Annotated in this window: 19 protein-coding genes and 1 pseudogene; 9 read left to right on the top strand and 11 right to left on the bottom strand. The window is 68.2% G+C overall.

The window, feature by feature from the left end; genetic code table 11:
* Window positions 1–232: 232 nt before the first annotated feature.
* The 10 genes from P3T39_RS12280 to P3T39_RS12235 form a co-directional block, all read right to left on the bottom strand.
* Entirely contained in the window at window positions 233–727 is a 495-nt protein-coding gene (locus tag P3T39_RS12280) for a hypothetical protein (protein WP_280697535.1), read from the bottom strand.
* Window positions 714–3155 carry a site-specific integrase gene (locus P3T39_RS12275; RefSeq protein ID WP_280697534.1) on the bottom strand — a complete coding sequence of 814 codons (2442 nt, stop codon included), beginning with the start codon at window positions 3153–3155 and terminating at the stop codon, window positions 714–716. The genes P3T39_RS12280 and P3T39_RS12275 overlap by 14 nt, the downstream gene beginning before the upstream one ends.
* Complete coding sequence (locus tag P3T39_RS12270; protein ID WP_280697533.1) at window positions 3152–3493, bottom strand: helix-turn-helix transcriptional regulator; 342 nt, start codon at window positions 3491–3493, stop codon at window positions 3152–3154. The genes P3T39_RS12275 and P3T39_RS12270 overlap by 4 nt, the downstream gene beginning before the upstream one ends.
* Complete coding sequence (locus tag P3T39_RS12265) at window positions 3493–4617, bottom strand: tyrosine-type recombinase/integrase (protein ID WP_280697532.1); 1125 nt, start codon at window positions 4615–4617, stop codon at window positions 3493–3495. The genes P3T39_RS12270 and P3T39_RS12265 overlap by 1 nt, the downstream gene beginning before the upstream one ends.
* 64 nt (window positions 4618–4681) lie before the next feature.
* Entirely contained in the window at window positions 4682–5959 is a 1278-nt protein-coding gene (locus P3T39_RS12260) for a site-specific integrase (protein ID WP_280697531.1), read from the bottom strand.
* The gene (locus P3T39_RS12255; RefSeq protein ID WP_280697530.1) at window positions 5959–6168 is read right to left on the bottom strand and encodes a helix-turn-helix domain-containing protein; all 210 of its coding nucleotides are present in this window, start codon (window positions 6166–6168) and stop codon (window positions 5959–5961) included. Before P3T39_RS12255 ends, P3T39_RS12260 begins: the two co-directional genes overlap by 1 nt.
* A complete protein-coding gene (locus tag P3T39_RS12250) occupies window positions 6168–7613 on the bottom strand; it encodes a replication initiator (RefSeq protein ID WP_280697529.1) in 1446 nt (481 codons plus the stop codon). Before P3T39_RS12250 ends, P3T39_RS12255 begins: the two co-directional genes overlap by 1 nt.
* 140 nt (window positions 7614–7753) lie before the next feature.
* Window positions 7754–8500 (bottom strand): DUF2637 domain-containing protein, encoded by a 747-nt coding sequence (locus P3T39_RS12245; protein ID WP_280697528.1) that lies wholly within the window; start codon window positions 8498–8500, stop codon window positions 7754–7756.
* Between the two features lie 41 nt (window positions 8501–8541).
* Window positions 8542–9951 carry an FtsK/SpoIIIE domain-containing protein gene (locus P3T39_RS12240; protein ID WP_280697527.1) on the bottom strand — a complete coding sequence of 470 codons (1410 nt, stop codon included), beginning with the start codon at window positions 9949–9951 and terminating at the stop codon, window positions 8542–8544.
* 97 nt (window positions 9952–10048) lie between these two features.
* The gene (locus P3T39_RS12235) at window positions 10049–10387 is read right to left on the bottom strand and encodes a hypothetical protein (protein WP_280697526.1); all 339 of its coding nucleotides are present in this window, start codon (window positions 10385–10387) and stop codon (window positions 10049–10051) included.
* 189 nt (window positions 10388–10576) lie between these two features.
* On the opposite strand from P3T39_RS12235, the gene P3T39_RS12230 reads away from it, so the two are divergent.
* The 6 genes from P3T39_RS12230 to P3T39_RS12205 all read left to right on the top strand — a co-directional run bounded on the left by P3T39_RS12230 (window position 10577) and on the right by P3T39_RS12205 (window position 15274).
* Window positions 10577–11665: a GntR family transcriptional regulator gene (locus tag P3T39_RS12230; protein ID WP_280697525.1), complete on the top strand. Its 1089-nt coding sequence runs from the start codon at window positions 10577–10579 to the stop codon at window positions 11663–11665.
* A gap of 601 nt (window positions 11666–12266) precedes the next feature.
* Window positions 12267–13514 carry a helix-turn-helix transcriptional regulator gene (locus P3T39_RS12225; RefSeq protein ID WP_348534333.1) on the top strand — a complete coding sequence of 416 codons (1248 nt, stop codon included), beginning with the start codon at window positions 12267–12269 and terminating at the stop codon, window positions 13512–13514.
* A 134-nt stretch (window positions 13515–13648) separates the two neighbouring features.
* Window positions 13649–14056 (top strand): hypothetical protein, encoded by a 408-nt coding sequence (locus P3T39_RS12220; RefSeq protein WP_280697524.1) that lies wholly within the window; start codon window positions 13649–13651, stop codon window positions 14054–14056.
* Window positions 14056–14307 (top strand): hypothetical protein, encoded by a 252-nt coding sequence (locus P3T39_RS12215; RefSeq protein WP_280697523.1) that lies wholly within the window; start codon window positions 14056–14058, stop codon window positions 14305–14307. The genes P3T39_RS12220 and P3T39_RS12215 overlap by 1 nt, the downstream gene beginning before the upstream one ends.
* Window positions 14308–14502: 195 nt before the next feature.
* Window positions 14503–14865 carry a hypothetical protein gene (locus P3T39_RS12210; RefSeq protein WP_280697522.1) on the top strand — a complete coding sequence of 121 codons (363 nt, stop codon included), beginning with the start codon at window positions 14503–14505 and terminating at the stop codon, window positions 14863–14865.
* Window positions 14866–14953: 88 nt separating this feature from the next.
* Entirely contained in the window at window positions 14954–15274 is a 321-nt protein-coding gene (locus P3T39_RS12205) for a hypothetical protein (RefSeq protein ID WP_280697520.1), read from the top strand.
* A gap of 1674 nt (window positions 15275–16948) precedes the next feature.
* Here P3T39_RS12205 and P3T39_RS12200 read toward each other — a convergent pair.
* Complete coding sequence (locus P3T39_RS12200; RefSeq protein WP_280697519.1) at window positions 16949–17983, bottom strand: IS110 family transposase; 1035 nt, start codon at window positions 17981–17983, stop codon at window positions 16949–16951.
* Between the two features lie 288 nt (window positions 17984–18271).
* On the opposite strand from P3T39_RS12200, the gene P3T39_RS12195 reads away from it, so the two are divergent.
* The 3 genes and pseudogenes from P3T39_RS12195 to P3T39_RS12185 form a co-directional block, all read left to right on the top strand.
* Window positions 18272–19498 (top strand): helix-turn-helix transcriptional regulator, encoded by a 1227-nt coding sequence (locus tag P3T39_RS12195; protein ID WP_280697518.1) that lies wholly within the window; start codon window positions 18272–18274, stop codon window positions 19496–19498.
* Between the two features lie 179 nt (window positions 19499–19677).
* Window positions 19678–20013: a hypothetical protein gene (locus P3T39_RS12190; RefSeq protein ID WP_280697517.1), complete on the top strand. Its 336-nt coding sequence runs from the start codon at window positions 19678–19680 to the stop codon at window positions 20011–20013.
* Between the two features lie 221 nt (window positions 20014–20234).
* Window positions 20235–20530 (top strand): annotated as a pseudogene (locus P3T39_RS12185) (transposase); the annotation flags it as partial.
* Window positions 20531–20622: the final 92 nt, after the last annotated feature.

Genomic DNA, 20622 nt, shown 5'->3' with positions numbered 1-20622 from the left:
ACACTCGGAGCGTCCTGACGGCAGTAGTTGACGGCAACGTCAACAGACGGGTGCTGCACAAAGCGGTGGCTCGTCGCCGTCGTCGGGGCCGGGGGCGGCCTCGGAGGGCTCGCCGAGGGTGCGGCCGAGGAGGTCGATGGCGTCGCGCTGGAGGCGGAGGCGGACGTGTAATGGTGACGTCGGGTATTGGAACTATCCGAATGCCTGCCATGCAGAGCTGCTCGGGGCGGACTTACAGGTAGTCAAAGAAGCGGTCCCACCAGGTTGGTGGGTGCTCAGGCGGGTTGTAGGCAGCGAGGTTGCTGGCGCCGTCGTAGTGCGTCCAGAGCAGGTGCTCGGAGACGGCGATATAGCCGAGCGCTTCGAGTTCGTCGTCGATGCGGTGCCGGTCGGCAGTCTCGAAGAGGAGGCTCTCTTCTTCCTCGTCGTAGCTGCCAGGGTTCCCCAGCGTCACGGCGACGAGGTTGCCGAAGTTGCTGACGCGGATGGCGACGTGGTCGCCGCTGGCCGTCGCGGTGGTGGGGATGACGATCGTCCCGTGGTGACTGGCGTCCTGGACGCCTCGATCGACGGAGCAGGTGCAGTGGAACCGCTGATCCAGCCTGGTTGCGAGCTGGTCGAATCGGGCTCGGGTCGTGGCGTGGTCGTAGTACTGAGGGAACTCCATGTGGTCGGGATCATCGAGGTCTCTCAGCAGAGCCCAGATGTGCTGGTCATCGAGGGGCATGGTGATCATCTCCGTGCTGGTGGGGCTGGTTGATGCGGTGGCTGACCTGGGAGGCGTAGTTGGTCCAGTCGCCTGCGGAGAGTCGTTGCCAGGCGACGGCGACATCGGTGTGGATGCCCAGGGTGCGGGCGAGGATCGCGGCGGGGATCTCGGTGGCGAGTTGAAAGAGCGCGGTGCTGCGGGCCTGATTGGGGCGGATCCCGAGGTTGTTGAGCCGCTGGGTCAGCTGGGTGGTGCTGATCGGGCGTCCGGGTTGGCCGCCGGGGAAGAGCCAGAGCGATGGCGTCAGTGCCCCGATGGTCGCGTGGCCCTTGTGGTTGGCTGAGACGGCGCGTGCGAGTGCAGCTACTGGCTCGGGCAGCTGGATGGGGGCTTGGCCAAGGTGGACGCGCACTCCTTGAGTGTCGGCTTCGACGTCTGCGGTGGTCAGGCGGCTGATCGCTGCCGGTGTTTGGGCGTAGAGGAGGAGAAGCAGGCCGGCCAGCCGGTCCTCGGATTTGAGGGTGCCGTCGTGCAGGAGCCGGCGTGCGGTGTCCCATCGGTGCTGGTCGTCCAGCGGTTGGGTCGGGCCGCTCCAGCGGTGGGCGGGGGCGTGGATGGTGGTCAGCTTGTTGGTGCGGGCCCAGCGGATGAAGTGGCCGGCGGTCCAGCGGTAGGTGGCCGAGTCGTCGGTGAGCCAGCGGTCGAGGTCGCCCTGTCCGCAGGTGGCCAGGGTGAGGTTGTGGGTGGCGAGCCAGCCCAGGAAGGCGACGGCTGCGTGGGTGTGCTGGCGGATGGAGTTGAACTGCTGCGGCGTGGTGGGTCGGCCGTTGTTCTTGCTGCGCAGGCGTCTGACGAGGTGCCAGGTCGTATAGCGGTGGAGGAGGCTGCGCTGGTCAGGGTCTTGCTGAGATGCGAGGAGATCGGCGAGGAAGCGTTCGATGCGGGCCATGTGCTCGTCGCGTTCGGGCAGGGCGCCGACGCTGACGAGTACTTGACGCAGATGCGCGAGGGGCTGGGTGTCGGGCAGTTCGTCGAGGGCTTTGTGGGTGAGTGGTCGTCGGCCGGCAGCGAGGTCGGCGAGGACCGGGGCGACGGACGGCTTGTTCAGCCAGCGCCTGGCGGTGGTGGGGTATTCGGCGGTGGCGATGTTGAGCCGGAGGGCCTGGAGCCCGGGGTGGAGCGTCTCGGTTGGAGGTCCCAGCAGCTTGTTGAGGCGCTGGTTGAGCAGGCAGCGGGCGCACTGGCCTGGGTGCGGATGGTCGGGATCGGTGCAGGTGGGGCAGGTGTGCCAGACCTCGGGGGCGGTGCAGTCGACGCAGAGGGGTTCGGCGAGGGTGCCGGAGATGACCGCTGCGATGCGGCCGCAGGCCGAGCAGGAGGCGGTGCGGCGTTGACAGGTGGGACACCAGGGGCGACCGGTGGCGCGGGAAGTGCCGCAGGGCCTGTTCTCGCCGCAGATGGAGCAGGTCGCGGTGCGAAGAGCGGGGCAGCTCGGACAGATCGGGCCGTCTGGCGTGCGGGTATCCACCAGCCGTCGGCGGCCGCAGTTGATGCAGAGTTCGAGGTTCGCGGGGTCGGTGATCAGGCAGTTCGGACACAACGGCCGGCCCTGGCCGTCGCGGGTGGCGGGTTCACGGTGGGCTCCGCAGCGCGAGCAGTCCTGGAGTCGGCTGTGGGCGATGCAGGTGCGGCAGACCCGCTGTCCGTCGAGTGGTTTGTCGATGCGGACGACTCTGTGGCAGCGGGGACAGGCGGGTGGGACGACTCCGGCGATGCCTGCGGTGTGCAGGAGGTCGATCAGTCGCAGAATGGCGCGAAGGGGTGAGAGGTGCCCGTCCCCGGTGAGCAGGCCGGGGTCGGTTTCCAGGGCCCAGGCGAGTTTCTGCTGGTAGGAGGGGCGTGGTGCCGACCGGCGGACCGCATCGGCGATCGCCTCGCGATCGGCGGCCGGGTCCAGAGCGGTGACCACGGAATGGATGACGGTGATCGGATCCCGATCGTCGAGGTCCGGACACATCTTGCAGCGCGGTCGCCCGGCGCGGTCCCGCGTCGTGATGCGGCGGGTGTTGCCGCAGGCGGCGCAGGGTTCGGGCTGCGGTCTGTAGCTCCAGCAGTACCAGTCCTGCCCGCGGCGCTGGAAGGTTCGCATCGGCTTGCCGCAGTCGGCGCAGCACGGGGACGAGATGTGCGAAGCGCCTGCCTCGCGGAGCGCGATGAGCAGGTCACCGATGGCCCTGGGCGCCGGTGACCGGCCGTCGGTCAGCACGCCGGGACGCTCGGCCAGGTGTGAGGCGAGGCGGCGGGCCTTCGCCCGGCCGCCCGCGAGGCTGGTGACCATGGTGCGGATCTGCTCGATTGCCAGCTGAGGTTCGATGGCTGCGACCAGGTCCGCGATCGTTCCGATCGGGTCGGAGATGGCCCGGCCTGGGTGTCCCGGTGTGGTCACGGTTGCTCGGCACCACGGATGCGGGCGCGCTTGGGTCGAAGGTCACCGACACTGGCCTCGGCGCCAACTGCCTTCTTCATCCGGCTGGTTGTTGCGGCGCCGGCCGCGGGCACGGGTTCGATGAGGTCGTCCATGGTGCAGTCGAGGATGTCGAGCAGGGCCATGAGGATTCTCAGGCTGAGCCGTTCGGGGCGTTCGACGACGAGCCGGTAGACCTGACTGGAGGACAGGGTGATGCCGCGTTTGTCCAGCAGTGGGATGAGGTCGGTGGTGGAGAACAGCCCCCGGTCGGCCATGACCTTGCGCAGGTGCCAGTGGTAGTCGAGCTTGGCGGCCATCAGCGGTCCTTGTCTGCGGAGGTGGTCGGGGCGAGCACGGGCGCGAGCGCCTTGTGGAGCATGGTGTTCATGAAGTCGTCGCTGACGTGGGTGTAGATGGCGGTGGAGCTGTCATTCTCGTGACCGACCTGCTGCTGGATGAAGCGGCGGTCGACGCCGTCCTCGGTGAGGTGGGTGACGTAGGCGTGACGGGCGGAGTGCACGACCAGCTCCTTCGGGAGCTTCAGCGCGTCTCGGTAGGCGACGAACCGGGCGTTGATCTCCGCCGGCTTGATCCGGCCGCCTCGCTCGGTCACCCACAGCGCGGGGTGGTCCTCGCAGCCGAACCGCGGCCGGACGATCTCGACGTAGTCGGCGACCGCCTCCACCGCCCAGTCCATCACCGACAGCACGTTCCGGCGCCGGGGCGGCTGGCCCTTCTTCGCTTTGCCGTAGCGGACGTTGAGTGTGCCGTACCGGCCGAACTGCGGAGCCGAGGCATTGCGGCCGAAGTCCACCAGATCAAGCTTGGCCGCCTCGGTGCGGCGCAGGCCCCACCCGTAGATGACCTTGAAGAGGGTGGCGTCCCGGTAGGCGGCGAGGGCTCCCTTGCGCTTCGCGCGCACCGCGCGGTCGACCTGGTCGTCGGCGTAGTCGAGGAAGAGCTGGATCTCCTCCCGGGTGAACGGCCTCGCCTCCGGCCTGCCCTCGTAGTCGTTGAGGTGGGCGATGGTGTTCCACTCATGGCAGATCGCCACCGGATGGGTGCCGAAGGCGTCCTCGCAGGCCACCGCCCAGCCGTAGCGGCCGTCGATCAGGAACTCACTGAACAGGCGCAGGCCGCCCTGGTAGCTGCGGATCGTGGACGGCGCCAGGTGCTTCTCGCTGGTCAGCCACAGTGACCACTCGTCCACATGCCCCGGCGTCCAGGCCCACGGGTACTCGTTGGTGTGCTCCAGAAACCGGCGCACGAGCCGTTCGCGGGCGGTGACCGTGTCCTCGCGCAGCCCGCGGGCGGCCTGCTGGGCCCGCCACCCCCGCAGCATCGCCTCGACCATCGCGTCCTGCGGACGCAGCTGGACCACCCCGGAGACCAGTTCCAGATGAGCCGCCCCGGCCAGGTCGGCACGTCGCTGTTGACCCACTCCTGCCCTCCCTTCCAGAGGGCAAATCCTGCATCAGATGGGATCTGATCTACAAACTCCCTGATCAGGCCACCAAGTTGTAGGAGGATGGAGCCCCCGTCGGACGCCGCCCTGACCTCGCGACCTGCGGTTTCCCGCCCAGCTGATGCAATTCCCGAGGGTTTGCGTAGACGGTGGCGGTGACGCCGATGTGGGCGTGGCCGAGGAGTTCCTTGATGACGACGAGTTCGACGCCTTGTTCCAGGAGGAGGGTCGCGGTCGAGTGCCTGAGGTCGTGGAAGCGGATCTGGCGGAGGTGTGCGCGGCGGAGGAGTGCGTTGAAGTGGCGGGTGAGGGTGGCAGGCTCGATGGGGTGACCGTCGGGCCGGGTGAAGACGTGGCTGCTGTCCACCCAGCCCGCGCCGGCCTTCTCCTTCTCCTGGGCCTGCTGCTTGCGGTGGGCGCGGAGCGAGAGCAGACAGGGGGCCGGGAGGGCGATGCGGCGTTCGGAGCTAACTGTCTTGGTCGGCAGGGTGGTCAGGCCGCCGCTGCGTGTGCGCTGGAAGGTACGGCGGATGCTGGCGGTGCCGCTGCCGTGGTCGAGGTCTTCCCAGCGCAGGCCGAGGATTTCGCCCTTGCGCAGTCCGGTGCGGAGGGCGAGTTCGAACAGCGCGTGGAGGCGGTGGCCCTGGGCGGCGGTGAGGAGGGTGCGGGCTTCGTCGGCGGTGAGGGGTTCGAAGCGGCGGGGGCGGGGCGTGCCGATGCGGACGTTGCGGGCGACATTGCGGGGGATCTCTTCCTCCCGGACGGCGTGCTCCAGGGCGGACTTGAGCACGGAGTGGACGTAGGCGAGGGTCAGTGGGGAGAGCCGCTTGCCGCAGCACATGCCGGTCGCGCAGCAGCGGGGCTGGTTGCGGGCGGCGTCGAGGCGGCGGGTGCAGCACTGGCAGGTGGTGCGGAGCTGGTTGAGCCAGGTCCGGACGTCCTTGGCGGTGAGCTTGGCGAGCTTCTTCTTTCCGAGGCCGGGGATGAGGTAGCGGTTCGTGCAGGCGGTGTAGCGGGTGTGGGTGTTCTCGCGGAGCTGGTGGACGGCGACGTTCTCCAGCCAGTACGTCAGGTAGGCGCCGACGCTGCCCTGTGCGGTCGGTACGGGGACGCCGCGGTTGCTGGCGGCGGTCTTCTCGGTGAGCTTGGCGAGGGCTTCCTTGCGGGTGATGCCGTAGACGCGGACGCGCTTGCGGGTGTCGCCGGGGGCGAGGACGTAGCCGGCGGCTTCCCAGCGGCCGTCCTTGCGCTGGTAGACGGTGCCGTCGCCGTTGGCGCGGCTGCGGCGGGAGGCGGGGGTGTCGCGGGGTGTGGGCATCAGGCGGCTTCCTGTTCGAGTCGGGTGCGGATGAAGTCGGTGAGGGCGTGGGCGGGGATGCGCCGGGCGCGGCCGAGGGTGATGGAGGCGAGTTGCCGGGAGCGGAGCAGGTCGTAGACGGCGGAGCGGCCGAGTTGGAGGCGGGCCATGACCTGGGGGACCGTCAGCAGGTCTTCGCCCGTGCTCGAAACCGCGAGCAACGTGCTCATCAGCAGCCGCCTTCTGCGGTGAACTGCCGTTCCAGCTCTCTGCGGTGGCACACGGCGGCGGCGAGGAGTTGCGCGCCGGGGCTGTAGCCCGAGCCGTGGTAGGCCCAGTGGCCGATGACGAGGGTCGTGCTCGGGTCGAGGTCGGGCAGGCCGGCGTGCGCGCGGGCCTGTTCGGTGCGCCAGGCGCGGCGGTCGTCGCGCAGTTGGCCGAGGGTGACGGAGTAGCAGCGGGACTTGGTGGAGAAGTGGCCCCGGAAGCCGAGCATGTGCGCCCACTTCCAGAGCTTGAGGCCGGCGAACTCCGGACGCTTGCCCAGTTCCCAGCAGGTGCGGATCATCTGCCGCACGTGGCGTTCGACGGCGAGGCGGGGCAGCGGCCGGGCCTGTCCGGTGCCGCCGCAGGTGGTGCACTGGAGCGGGGTTCCGTGGCCGGTCAGGGTCATGCCGCGTCCCTGGCAGGGGCGGCAGTACAGGGCGCGGTCGAGAGCGCCGGATGAGTCGGCGGACTTGGTGGCGTACTTGGCCACGTAGGCGGCGACCGCGTGATCGGTCAGTTCGGCGTCGGTGCCGAAGGCGGCGATCTCGCGTACGTCGAGCTGTTTGCCCCAGGCGAGTTCGCGTTCCCCGACCGCGTCCGAGACAACGCTGACCGAGACGCGGGCGGCGGCGGCCCGGATGGCGTCGGCGAGCATGGTCACGGTGGCGGACGGGGGCGGGGGCTGGGTGCTGCCGTCAGGGCCGTCGAGGCGGATGACGGCGTGGAAGTGGACCAGGCCGCGCTTCTGGTACTCGGCGACCTTGGCGAAGGAGACGCGCAGCACGGCGCGGGCGGCCTTCTGGGTCAGGCCGAGCCGGGCGGCGATCTCACGGCGCAGGTAGATCGTGAAGCGCGCCCACAGGGCTCCGGCGTGGGCGTTGAACAGCACCGCGCCCGGGTAGTCGTAGGTCTTCGGGTCCAGCGGTGTGCCGAGCAGCGCGTCCGTGGGTTCGTGGCGCTTGCCGCAGCGGCAGGGCCGGAGGCCGCCGGCTGTGTCGGCGGGGCGGTTGTGGACGGGGCCGAAAGAGGGCGCGGTGAGCGTGGCGAACACGCGGGGGTGGGTGCGGACGGTGTCCGGCACGCTCTTGCCGCCGGTCAGGCCCGCGCGGATCAGGTGGAAGGTGTCGGCGGCGTAGACGCGGGAGCAGGCCGGGCAGCGCGAGGCGCGGCGGTTGCCGCAGGCCGTCAGCAGGCTGCCGGTGGGCTCGGCGGTGGTGGTGTAGGAGCGCAGTACCTCGCCGGTTGCCGTGTCGATGGTGGTGGTCTGGCCGAGCAGGCGCACGGGTTCGGTGCAGCCGCCGAGGCGGTCGATCTGCTGGTGGGCGCGGTCGAAGTCGGGCAGGTTGACCAGGTGGATCAGGTCCCGCAGGGCGGGGTTTGCCACGTGGCGCAGGTCCAGGGTGACCATTCGGGGCGTGTCCCTTCTGTGGGTGGGGTGGCCCCGAGCAGCAACCAGCCAGTCAGGAAGGCGTGTTGGTGCTGCTCGGGGCATGGCGAACCGAGCCCGGTAGGGCGGGGTCGGTCAGGTGGGGAAGGGGCCGGCGGGGCTCAGGCGGAGAGCTGAGCGTGTGCGGCGGTGGCCAGCGGCAACGTGACGCCCAGACGGGCCTTCAGCTGACCGGGCGTGATGTGCTCGCCCTGTTCGGCGTGGTGCGTCTCAGCGATGCGCCGGGCAGCGGCCAGCAGAGCCTCAGGGACGACCGGGAGCGTGGCGGACGCGGTCGTCTTGGCCGACACGGGAGCAGGCTCAGCGGTGACGACCACAGCCGGGGCAAGCGCCGGTCCGGAGGGCCGTACGAGAATGGGCTCCGGCGTGGGGTCGAGCGATGCAAGCGGGTCCGCCAGGCGCTCCATAGCCGGGACCAGGACGGGAGCCTCCGCTGGGTTCGGGGCGCTCAGGGCGTGGAAGTGGCGGAGGAACTGCGGGCCGACCTGGCCCCAGCCGAGCAGCAGCAGCGGGGCGACCGCATCGACGGCGGCGCGGCCGTAGTGTTTGGCTACCAGGGGTTCGGCGACGTTCAGGGCCAGGGTCAGCAGGCCGCACAGGTGCATCAACCGGGTTGCGGCCGTCAGCTCCTCCTGCGGGACGCCGCGCAGGGACAGCAAGCGCAGACCGACGAGGAGCCCGATCACGGACAGGTCAACCATGGGGGCGATCAGCGGCGCGACCGGGTGGGGCACCCCGAGACGCAGGGCCAGTGCCCAGACGTTGCCGAAGGAGAATACGAACGCCAGCAGGGCGATGACCGCCATGACCACGGTCACGGTGCGCTGTGTGAGGCGATCCTCGGCCATCAGGCCAACTCTCCTTTCTTGGTGGTGAGTTACCGGAGGCGTCAGGCCGCTTCGGTCATCAGGGTGTCGGCGTCGTCGTCCATGAAGGCGGGCTTCCAGTCGACCGGGCCCGGGTAGACGTCGAGGTACGCGGCCGGGTCTTCGGTCAGGTGGGCGGTGTCGTCGGCGATCCGGGCCGCGTCGGCGTCGGACACGTACGGCGTGCGCACGCGGGTGAAGCCCGGACGGCCCTGCACTCCCATCGAGGCGACCCCGACATAGGCCGGGTCCTGGAGGTTGACCGGGTTCGCGTCCGGCCAGTTGCGAATGTCGTCCCCGAGCGCGGCCACGGAGGCTTCCGCCGTCTTCTGCGCGAAGGACAGCCCCAGCGGGCACACGTCCCGGATGAACGTCGGGATCGCGTCGCCGGTCGCTTTCTGGGTGGCCAGGATGACCATGATCCCGACGCTGCGGCCCTTCTTCACCAGGTCCTCAACCAGCCGGGCGTTCTCCGCCGACAGGGCAGCCAGCTTCTTCGTCTCGGCGTCGTTGCCCTTGTACTCGCGGAAGTAGGTGTGCGCTTCGTCGATGATCAGGATCGTCAGCGGCCAGATGCGGGACGGCCCGACGTGCCACATGTTCTTCACGCCCAGGACGGCGCGGATGGACGAGGACCGGCCCCGTCGCAGCTTCACCATGCGCTTGAACAGCGCGTTCGCTTCCGCCAGGTCGTCACCCGCGAAGGCGAACAGGCGGGGCGTCAGATCGGCGTAGTCCCCTTCGTGGGCAGTGGAGACCTTGCCGTCCGCCACGGCAAACTGGACCGCCTCGGAGGGGGCGAGGTCGCAGATGAGCTTGTTGATCAACGAGGTCTTGCCGAAGCCGGGCAGGCCGGCGACGGTCACGCCGGGAACGTTCGCCAGCGGCAGGCTGACGTCGTCGGCGTACTCGTCCAGCCCGAGCCCCCACGTATCCAGGCTCCTGGGAACCGCGCCTGTGGGGATGTGCTCGGTCGGCGTGATGAGCGGGTCCAGGCGCACGGCCCGGATCACCACCCGCCCTGGACCGTCCGGCAGCACGGACACCCGAGTGCAGCGCCAGGCGTCGGCGAGGAAGCGCGCCGATCGCTGAAACTCCTCCAGCCCCACCTTGGGCAGGCACTTCGCCAGCACCACCACCCCGAACCGGTCCGGCTTCACCTTGATCCGAGGCACCAGGACCCGGGGCTTGGGCGTCTCGCCCTCCCGGCTGACCAACTCGGCGAGGAACGTCGGGGTCTTGTCGGTCACCGACAGGCCCGCCATCTTGGCCAGCCGCTCCCACCCGAACCGGATACGGACCCCCTGCCGGATGCTCGCCCGGGTCTCACGATCGACCCGCAGGTACCGGACCAAGCCGACCGTGGCCCACAGGGCCGCCAGGGCGAGGACCGCCCCGATCACGACTGGGGCGATCTCGTTCACGTCCTTCACTTCACGCCTTCCACGTTGTAGCTAAACCCGAGGGCGAACCGGTTGCCGGTACTGGTTGAAGCGGGCAGTCGGAAAGTCAACGTCGTTACAGTGCAGCTCACTTGACCGAGTCCAAGCGACCTGCCCGGTAGGCGATGCCCTCGGAGAGCTGGCCGTTGAAGATCCGCGCCCACGGGGTAGCGAACAGGTCCACCGGGCGGACCATGACGCCCGGCTTGAGCCCGTCGGGAAGGCCGGACTGGGGGACGGTGAGCTTCATGACCTCCGCGCGCCCCTCCTCCATGAGCATCACCGTGACCGTGAACAGGTGCTCGCCCGTCTCGCGGTCGGTGGCGATTTCCCCGGTCTGCGGGTCCTTGATCTTCGGTGTCGCGTCGGTGCCGGTCATGCAGACGGCAGAGGGCAGCAATCCGACGCGAATCCTGGTCATAGCCATGGCAGTTCCCTTGTTCGGGGGTCACGTGTTCGACCCGCCAGAACCATAGCGCGACGGTCGCACACCCGCAACGGTCATACAGTCGAGCAGTTTGGCGATGCGATACGCCCGTACTGTTGGGCCACTACGCCCACTACAGAGGAGCGCACGGGCGTGTCATCCGTGCGGGACCGCCGCTACCCTCGGTGTATGACGTTGCCGCTCGAAGAGGACCCCAGGCCGCCGTACCTCCAGGCCGCCGATGTGCTGCGTGCCGAGATCCTCGAAGAGCGGATCCGTCCCGGGGAGAAGCTCCCGTCCACGCGCACGCTTCAGGAGCGGTACGGGATCGCCAGCTCCACCGTCCAGAACGCCCTGCGCGTACTCAAGGACGAGGGGCTCGTCTACTCGGTCCAAGGGCGCGGCAGCTACGTCCGGAGCCACGAGAAGGAGCACCGGGAGAAGGCCATCCTGGAGGAGATCCAGCAGATCGCCGACCAGGCCAAGGCCGAGCGGGAGCAGGCCAAGCACAGCACTCAAGACGACCCCGCCGGCCCCGGAAACGCTCAGCCGCCCGTCCTGAAAGCGATCTGGGCCATCCGCGAAGCGATCGTCGAAGGGCGCCTGAAGTTCGAGGACAGGCTCCCCGAGCCCATCAAGCTCCAGCTGATGTTCGCCACCGACAGCGAAACCGTCGAACGGGCTCTGCGGCACCTGGCGCACGAGCACCTCGTCCACCGCACCCCCCGAGGTGCCCTCACAGTCGCCCACACCGGTGGTGGGCGCAACAACCTGCGACGCTCGATGCTCGCCCAAGCCCGCATCGAGTCCCTGCGGCGCGCCGCCGAACGCGAGGGCGAAACACTGGCCGATGACTTCGCACTCGATGAGCCGGTGGAGGAGGACTCCCGGCCGCCTTACATCCAGGTCGCCGATATTTTGCGCAGGGAGATCCTTGACGGCGCGTTGAAGCCCGGCAGCCAACTGCTGGCCGCGCGCGCACTCCAGGAGCGCTTCGGGGTCGCCAGCTCCACCGTTCAGAACGCCCTGCGTCTCCTCAAGGGCGAAGGTCTGATCTACTCCGTCCTCGGCCGTGGCAGCTACGTCCGCAAGACACAGGTGAGCAAGGCCCCGGACCCTGACGCAGCAGTTGAACGTGTCAAGGAGGCCCCGACAGCCGAAGACGATGCCGAGGAACTTGTCCGCCTGCGGAAGCAGGTGGCACAGCTCCAGAAGACACGTCATCAGCTGGAAGCCGAAGTCAGCCGCTTGACCAAGGAACTTGAGAAGCGGGGATAGGCCAGCCCAAGGATGAACAGGGCCGACGGCTGAGCTGTCGAGCTGTTCAGAGTTTCTTTACTGGATCAAGGCGGCCCGCTGTCGCGGGCCGCGCGCGCTCCGGCCCGGCGGGGCCGCCGCCCGCTCCTGTCTCCGCCCCGCTCAGCGACGGCCCCGCCCGTCCGGGCGCGCAACACCAGCGAGAGCAGCGCAGTCCGCAAGGCTCTACCTCACCCCAGGCCCTCCCTCCGAGGGACGGGGGCCGAGCACTGGCGCGGCACCGTCGTGGTGAGAGGTCGCGGGTCGCGGGTCGTGCCCCTCGCCGGCCGGTCCCCGGAGGCGTACCAGGAACCCCCGGGGGCCGCCAAGGCCGAGCGCCAGCGTCACGGTGTGAGCCTTGGCGGCCCCCGGAGAACCCTGGTCCGGCGAAGCTGCCCGACCGACGAGGGACCCGCCCCGCTCAGCCCGCAGCCTGCCGGAGGCTCCGGCGCCGCGCCGTTCCAGTCAACCGCGTGCCCGGCGTCGCGCGTGGCGGTGGGTCACCGTCCCGGGTGGGTATCTGCCCAGAGAGCCCGGTCAGTTCGCCCATCAGGCGTACCGTGGCGCTGGAGGTGGTGAGCAGATGACGATGGAACTCGCGGACAACGTACGGAAGTACCGGCGCCGCGCCGGGATGAGCCAGGAGGAACTCGCCCACGCGGCGGGCCTGTCCCCGGCGACCGTCCGCAAGGTCGAGCAAGGCGGAACGGTCCGCATGGAGACGCTTCACACGCTGGCCCGCGCTCTGGGCATCCCCACGGCGACACTCATCGCGTCCGACGCACCGGAGCCCGTAGGACAGGCGGAGGAGCCGAACCGGCTCAACCTCATCCAGCTTCGCGCCGCCCTCACCCCGGCAGTGGGGCTTGTGGACCAAGACGCCGAGGCCGTGGGCGAGGAACCGAACCTGCGCGCCTACGCTCGAACGGTTCGAGACGCGCGGGTGCTGTACTTCTCCGACAGCTACAAGAGCGTCGCCGCCCAACTGCCCGGCCTGTTGCAGGACGCGGCGCGGGCCGTCGCCCACTACGACAGCGGCGAAGAGCACCAGCAAGCCCTGCTTGCCCGCGCCGAGGCGTTGCGCCTGGCCGGCACCTACCTCACGCAGGTGAGGCAGTACGACATCGCCTACACGGCCCTGCGAGGAGCCATCGCGGACGCCCGGGAGGCTGGGGACCTGCTCGCGGCCGGTTCCGGAGTCGGCTGCATGTGCTGGCTGCTGGTGCGACAGGGCCGGCTGGAGGAGGCGGAACGGATCGCCGCCCAGAGCATGGACGTGGTGGAGCCGAAGATCACCGGCGCCGAGCCGGACCACTACGCGGTGTGGGGAGGGCTGGCCATGGAGGCCGCCGCCGCGGCAGCACGCAACAACCGCCCGGACGAGGCCAAGGAGTACCGCAGGGCGGCGCGGGTGGCGGCAACCGCCGTCGGCACGGCGCACCGCAACGTCTCCCGACACTGGTCCGTCTTCGGACCGGTGACCGCCGCCATCAAGGCACTCGAAGACTCCATGGTCGTCGGCGACGCCCGCGCGGTGGTGCGCAAGGCGAGCGAAGAGGTCGAGCTGTCGCCGACGGCGTGGAAGCGACTGGGCAGGCCCAGCACGAACGACGGGAACCGCTTCACCCTGGACATGGCGCGCGCCCACACGCGAACAGGAGACCTGTCGGCGGCCATGGACGAGCTGACCCGCGCCCGTGAAGCCGCCCCCGAGTGGCTGCGACACCAGAACTCGGCGGCCGAGACCATGCAGGAGATCCTGAGCAAGCGCAAGCGCACGCTGACCGGCGACATGCGCGAGATGGCCGGCTACCTGGGCGTCGTCGGATAGCTGCTACGTAGCGTGGCAGTTCGCAGACCGTGCGTTGCAATCTGCCCTGCTGGGTCCGTGGATTGGCGTGTAGTCAGATCGCTACGGTCGCCGTGTCCTGTTCCAGCGACCGAGGCCGGGGATCCACTGTGGGCATGCCGAGGAGCGACGCGGACCGTCTGCGCCGCAGGGAGTTGCACGAAGCGGCGTCGGGCATGGCGGGACCCCGCCTGCTGCCCTGGACCACCGAGGACGGGCGCCCCTGCTACCTGAGCACCGACGGCAAGGGCTACATCTCGACGCTCGCCGACGGCATCGAAACCGTGCAGCTCGGCATGGGCCAGGAGCTGCTGGAGTACGCCCGAGGTGTCCTGGCCCCCGGAGCCAAGGCACAGTCGGCGATCGAATACCGCTGGCTCGCCCGCCGGCTGACCGAGGCCCTGTCGGACGCGCTCAGGGTCGCCCAGTCGCGTGGAGAGCGCATCCCAGCGCCGCAGGAGGAGGCGGCCGAGGAGGGTGAACCTGCGAGCGACAGCCCCCTTGATGGACAAGGGGAAGGCTGATGGGCAAGGCCACCCGCTACCGCTTCCGCGAGTACCACGTGACCACCGTGACCGACCCCATGGCGCTGCCGACCTTCGAGGCGGTCTGCGTCACCGGCGAAGAGCAGGACTGTGCTGCCGCATCCGGCGAGCTGCACACCCCCGAGGAGCTGACGCGCTGGATCGCCGGCCACTGCGCGCAGACCGGTCACCAGTCGTACGAGCAGACCACGCGCACCGTCGTCCGCGCCGAGCCCGGAGCGTGGCAGTAGGATCACGCGCGCGGCCGACAACAGCACGACTGGTCTACACCTCTGACGGCAGTAGCGACGGCAACAACCACGGACTTCGGCGCACAACCACGGACACCGACGGACCGTCAAACCGCCGTTGACCTGCGAAAAAGCAGGTGGAGAGGGGTCGCGTAGCACACGTACTATGTGCTGGCGGGCGCTACGCCCGTACTTGTGCACAACTGCCCAAGTGGGGGCGGATTCTTCTCGAAGCTTTTTGGGAGAAGTGGCGAGGAGTCGGCGCCTGCCGCCAACGCGACTGTTCGCGATTTGAAGGGAATACCCCATGACAATGTTGGCGAAAATGGAAAGTGGAATTATGACCCCGTGAAGAGGGGCATGCTCCAGGGTCAAGATGATGACCAGCTACTTCGATCTGTATTCCATCCGGATGACAAGTACAAGACCTACATGACCATCCATAGTGATGGCCATATGCTGGAAGGCAATCACCGCATGGCGGAGCTGTTGGAAAGGGCTGAGAACGGGCGCATCGACTGGAATGAGCCTATCTATATCCGTGGATTCGGCGGCTAGTCGGGTGTTCGGAGCGATTCGATCTGCGCTTACCCGGTCTGCCGAACGTAGGGTGAGGAAGGTTTCGCCGAGCTGCTCTGCTGAATTGATGGCGATTGCCTCTGAGTACGGGATGGCTCATCAAGGGAATGCTCAGTGGCTGGCGGATAACCGGGATGCCGTGTCCCGGATCTATCTCGTGCCTGTGCTGAAATACAGCTTGAAGGCGAATAGCGTTCGCTGCATTGTCCTCCTAGTGTTGCGGGAAGGCTCTCCGGCCTGGATGACCTTGGATGTCAATCGTTGGAGGCTTCTTAGGCTGAAACCTGCCGCGGCTCGTGAAGTTGTCGAATTGGTTGGAGAGCTGGCCGCCCGCTATCCTGTGGTAAAGTGGGACGGTTCTCTGGGGGGCGACCCCAAAATGGGGTAATGGAACCTTTTCTGGCCTGAATCTCTTAGGCGCCAATGACCCAGCAGAAGGACCCCGCCGAGTACGCGCCGGTGGGGTCCTTCTGCGCTCTATGACTTGGAGCGGCCCAGGTCTGTTCCGCCTGCACGGTCAGTCCAGAACCGCCATACTGTAGCGGCACGCAAACGCATACGACCTCACCGTCGATCAACTCCACACGTACTATGTGCTGGCGGGGACCACGCCGGTGCTCGTGCATAACTGCCCCGGTGGCGGTGGGTTCTTCTCGCGAATTTTCGGAGGTGGGTCAAAGGCGGCTGATGCTGCCCATGAGCCAAATGCAACAGTCGGCGACCTCCGTGGAATTGGGCACGACAATGTCGACGCCAGTGGGAACTGGCAATCAGACCCTCTCAAGGCTGGAATGGCACGCTCGATGTCAGACGAGCAACTTCTGAGGAGTACAACGCAGCCAACTGGTGGCGAATTCTCTCTCCTGCGGTATCATGCGGAAGACAACTACATGATCGAGGGGAATCATAGAATGGCTGAGCTGCTCAATCGTGCGGCAAATCCAAATCACCCTGGGATCACTTTTGATACACCGATCTACATCCACCTCTGGCCAGGCGCTGGGTGATCGCTAGGCTAGCTGTAGTGAAGTGAATGAGGGGGATGCAGCCTGCATCCCCCTCATTCGTCTGCTATGAGTTCTGTTCACTGGAGAAGGTTGGAGTAGGTGGTGAGGCACTTGGATGACTGGGATGCAGGCTCGTTCTTGAAGAACACGGCCATGCTTGAGATTAGGGCGATGGCGCGGCGGGCAAAGCCTATTGAACTTTGGCCGGATGATGACTATGTGGCTTGTATCGCATGGCTTGCGGACCTCTGCCACAGCATGCCGGATGCTTCTCTTCGGGACGTCGGCCTTCGTGGGATGATTCGACTCCGCAGCTATCGCGAGCGCCCATTTCTTCATGCGTGGGCGGTAGCCGATTCAATGGGGCGAGAATGGATCATTGATCGGCTGAAGCGCGAGGGAATTTCGTGGACTCCTCCAGTGCCGGAGCGATAAATTTCTTGATTCTTGACCATGGGCTGACGCGACGCCGAGTGGAGCCTGTTGAAGACGTGCGGAATCCGCATTGGCAGTCATACTGCGGATAGCCGTCAGCGGCAATGGAAAATATGTCAGAGGCTCCGCCAGGTAGATCCTGGCGGAGCCTCTTTGGGGTCTTGACGGCAGTAGTTGACGGCAAGGTCATCCCTGAAGGGGCGGGGCTGGTCAAGTCCACCGCGGGCCGCTTGGCGGCGGCTTCCGGCTGGTTTTGGGCATGTGTGAACACGGCGTCCTATGGGTCGAGGCGGAGCGCCCGCAGGCGAAGCCGAGGACGAACGGCCTTGGGGCCGGGCCGCTGTGCTCGCGACGATGTTGGTGCCGGAAGTGCTGGTGTGGTTGTGCGGAGTTCCTGGTGGGCTTGTGGTGGGGTGTTTGGTGTCGTCTCCAGGGTCCGGGCGGTGCCGGGGTGGGCAGGCCGTGGGCGTGGCTGCCGGTCATCCCTTCGCCCCGGGGGGTGGGGCATGGAGCGGTTCGGCGTGCGGCCGGGCGGGGTCAATCAGCGGGGCGACCTCGCCGCCTTGAGGCGGGGGTCAGACGTTGCGCGACCTCGCGCCCGGACATGGCAGGGTGCCTGGTCATGCTGTGGCCTTGTTTCGACGTAGGGCGCGGATCTCGCCGTCGCGCGGGCCGTAGTAGACCAGGGTCAGGGGCCTGCGGGCCACCGCGACGGTGGCGATGTTGCGGCCGCGGCGTTCGGTGATGGTGGCCCGGGTGGTGGTGAGCCAGCTGCCGGACGGAATCCTCTGGACAGCCTCGATCGCGGCCCAGCGCACGAGTGTGGAGCCTTGCTTGGTGATGCGTCCTCGGTGGATCTTGGCGTCGGATTCGCGGTGACGTGCTGTCATACCGGCCCAGGAACACAGGTGAGCGGCGTCGGAGAAGCGGTTGACCTCGCCGATCTCGGCCGTGAAAACAGCGGCCAGGGTGGGGCCGACACCGGGCAGGGTCTGCAGGGCGTGGTAGCCGGCGTGGTTGGCGAGGCGGCCTCGCGGCCAGCCGTCGGCCAAGTCGATCTCGAAGTCGTGGGCGTCGATGAGTCGGAGTGTGGCGTTGGCCCGGGCCCGGAAGGGAGGGTCCAGTGGCGCCACGGCGAGGAGGTCCCGACCGCGGACGCCGAAGATGTCGCTGACCGGCAGGGTGATGCCTTGCTTGGCGAGGATGGCATGGATCTCGGCCTTCATGCCGGATCGCAGGGCGACGCACTTGGCCCGGTGCCGGACCAGCTCGCGCAGCTCACGTACGGCGGGCGGGGCGAGATAGGCCTCGGGGAGCCGGCCTATCCGCAGCAGGTCGGCAAGATCCCCTGCGTCGCGCACATCGTTCTTCACCCGGCGGTAGGCGAAGTCCTTGATGCCGAGCGGATGCGCGAGGTGGACGGTCGCGCCGGCGGCCTGGAGCACATCGGCAGCCCAGTACCAGCCGTAGGTTGCCTCCAGTACCACGTCCAGGTCGGGACCCGCCTTGGCGATCTGAAGGGCCAGCGCCACGGGGTCGTTGTCGATCCGGACGGTCTCCAGTAGTTCGCCTTGATCAGTCTGCCTCACGATTACCGAGCGGCGGCGGTGCAGGTCGATACCGACGTACTGCCGCCCGGCGTACTCTGCACGCACAGGGGCCTCCATCGTTGTGCAGGTTGCATGGACAAGCCCAGTGTCGGCTGACGCCGGGAGCGCCCACGAGGAGCGGAGGCCCTGCCCCTTCATCGCATCAGCGGACGGGTGCTGCACATAGTGGCGGACCGTCCCCGTCGGCGGGTCCGGGCGAGCACCGCCCGGAAGCCCGGCTGAGCCCAGCGAGCAGGCTCACCCTGTCGGTTACGGTCGCTCGCTGTTCACACCGGGGTCTTGGCGGGCGGCGTACCGTTGGCGAGGAACGAAGTCGCAGGTGCGGGGGTGGCCATGGCGGAGAGCATCGGGGACCGGATCGGGCGGTTGCGCCGACGCCGGGGCATGACGCAGGAGCAGCTGGCCGAGGCGTCCGGGGTGTCGGTGGCGACCATCCGGAAGCTGGAGCGCAACGACCGCGAGAGCGCCCGCATGGGCACGTTGTGCCAGCTCGCCCAGGCGTTGGGTGTGAAGACGACGGATCTGATGCAGACCGGTCCGATCGAGGCCCCGGTTGCCCCGGAGGTCGATCCGGCTGGGATTCTGGTGATCCGTCGGGTGATCACACCCGCGAGGGGTCTGGGCCGGGTGGCCCACGCTGATGACGCTCACGATGCCCCGACCATCACCGGGGTCCGCGTGTCGGTGCGTGAGGGAAACCGCCTCTACCAGGGTGACGATTACGCGGCCACGCTGGGGGCACTGCCGAGTGTGCTGACCGAGGCCGCTCAGGTCGCCGAACTGGCAGAAGGGGAAGCGCGGTTGGCGGCGCTGGAGGTGCAGGCGCAGGCGTACCAGTTGGCGGGCTCCACGCTGATCCACTTGCGTCATGACGATCTCGCCTACCAGGCGCTGAGCCGGGCCATCGACCTGGCCGAACGGAGCGGGAACCAGGTCCTCGGGGCGTCCGCGGTGGTCTCGCTGTGCTGGCTTCTACTGCGGCAGCGCCGCTTCGACGAGGCCGAAGACGTGGCCGTCGCCACGGCGGACGCCATCGAGCCGTCCTTCCGGCACTCCACCGCCAGCCACCTCGGAACGTGGGGCTGGCTGCTGCTGCGAGGATCGGCTGCGGCCGTGCGCAACAACCGGACCCCGGAGGCGGACGAGATGATCCGGCAGGCCAAGGCCGCCGCCGTCCTGGTCGGCCGGGACGTGATCGACTACCACGAGTACTGGACGACCTTCGGCCCCAACACGGTGGCCATGAAGGAGGTCGAGAACGCCATGGTCCTGCGCGAGTACGGCAAGGCCCTCCAGCTCTCCGGGCAGGTCACCGCCCCTACGCGCTCGACCTCCAACAATCGCAACCGCCATCTGCTCGACCTCGCCGCCGCCCACACCGAGCAGCGCGACTACGCGCCGGCCACCGAGATCCTGATGGGCATCAAGCAGGCCGCCCCCGAGTGGCTGCGCTACCAGCGATACGCCCGGGACATCGCCACCACCCTCGTCACCCGACGCAAGCGCGGTCTGTCCCCACAGCTCGTCGAACTCGCGGACTTCCTCGCTGTCGAACTCTGACCAGGCCGGCAGAGACACTACGTATCAGATCCACATCGGGGGGCAGGCGAACTGACCCCGCATGTTCCTGGGCTACCGGATGCCGACGCCCGACGATCTCAGTAACCGCACGAACGGCATGGACCGACGCAGCGTCACCAACGGTCCCGCGCCGCGCCGAACTGAGATGGGACGAAGAGATGACCAAGCCCGCGAAGCCCACCGCCGTCGTCTACCTGTGCACCGCCAAGGACGAGCCCGTGGTCACCCGGCAGGCGATGTGCGAGCGGATCGCCCGCGAGTCGGGCCTGCACCTCGTGGGCGTGATCCACGACGACGAGGGCGCCACCGAACCCGACCAGCGCCGAGGACTCACCTACGCGCTTCAGATGCTCCTCGACGGCGACGCCGACACCATCATCGTCCCCACCGGCGAGATGCTTTCCGTTCTGCCCGATGAGAAGGCCCGCGTCAGCCGGTCCGTGAGGAGGGCCGGCGGCCGGATCATCGTGGCCAGCGAGGTGAGCGCCCGATAGCTGAGCCCGGCTTCTCCGCCCTCGCACAAGGCTGCCGCCTCGGGATGCAGGGAGCTGGTCTCTCGGCCATCGGCTGTGCCGCAGTTCATTGCGGACATGGCCAGTCCAGTGAACAGCGGTGGTGGACAGGCCGGTTCAGCAGTCCGGCGAGACACGGTCCCGGTAGTGGAGTGCGTCGAAAACGGCCCGGCGTGCGGGCCGCGCGCGCCCGCACGTTCGAGCCGGTCATGGATCGGATCCGGGTCCCCCGGCCGGTGGCCGGTCGGCTCGTACGAAGCCGGACAGCGTCAGCGCGGACAAGGGGTACAGTAATCGCCGTACTCGCGCCTACCTGCGCAAACGCGGTATCCGGCACGTGATTCCGGAGGAGGCAGACCAGGCGGCGAACCGGATCCGGCGGGGAAGTGCCAGCGGTCGACGGCCCGGCTTCGACAAGGAACGCTACAAGAAGCGCAACACCGTCGAGCGGGCGATCAACCATCTGAAGAACTTCCGCGCCGTCACGACCAGGTATGACTGTGAGGATGGTCGGGTGCCGCCCCGGGCGGTGGTCTGGCCCGAGGTACGACTGGCGCTTATGCCTTGAGTTTGATCTGCCGACCACTGCCC

The organism is Kitasatospora sp. GP82, from assembly GCF_029892105.1.
Classification (GTDB): Bacteria; Actinomycetota; Actinomycetes; order Streptomycetales; family Streptomycetaceae; genus Kitasatospora.
This window is presented reverse-complemented; position numbering and strand designations above follow the sequence as displayed.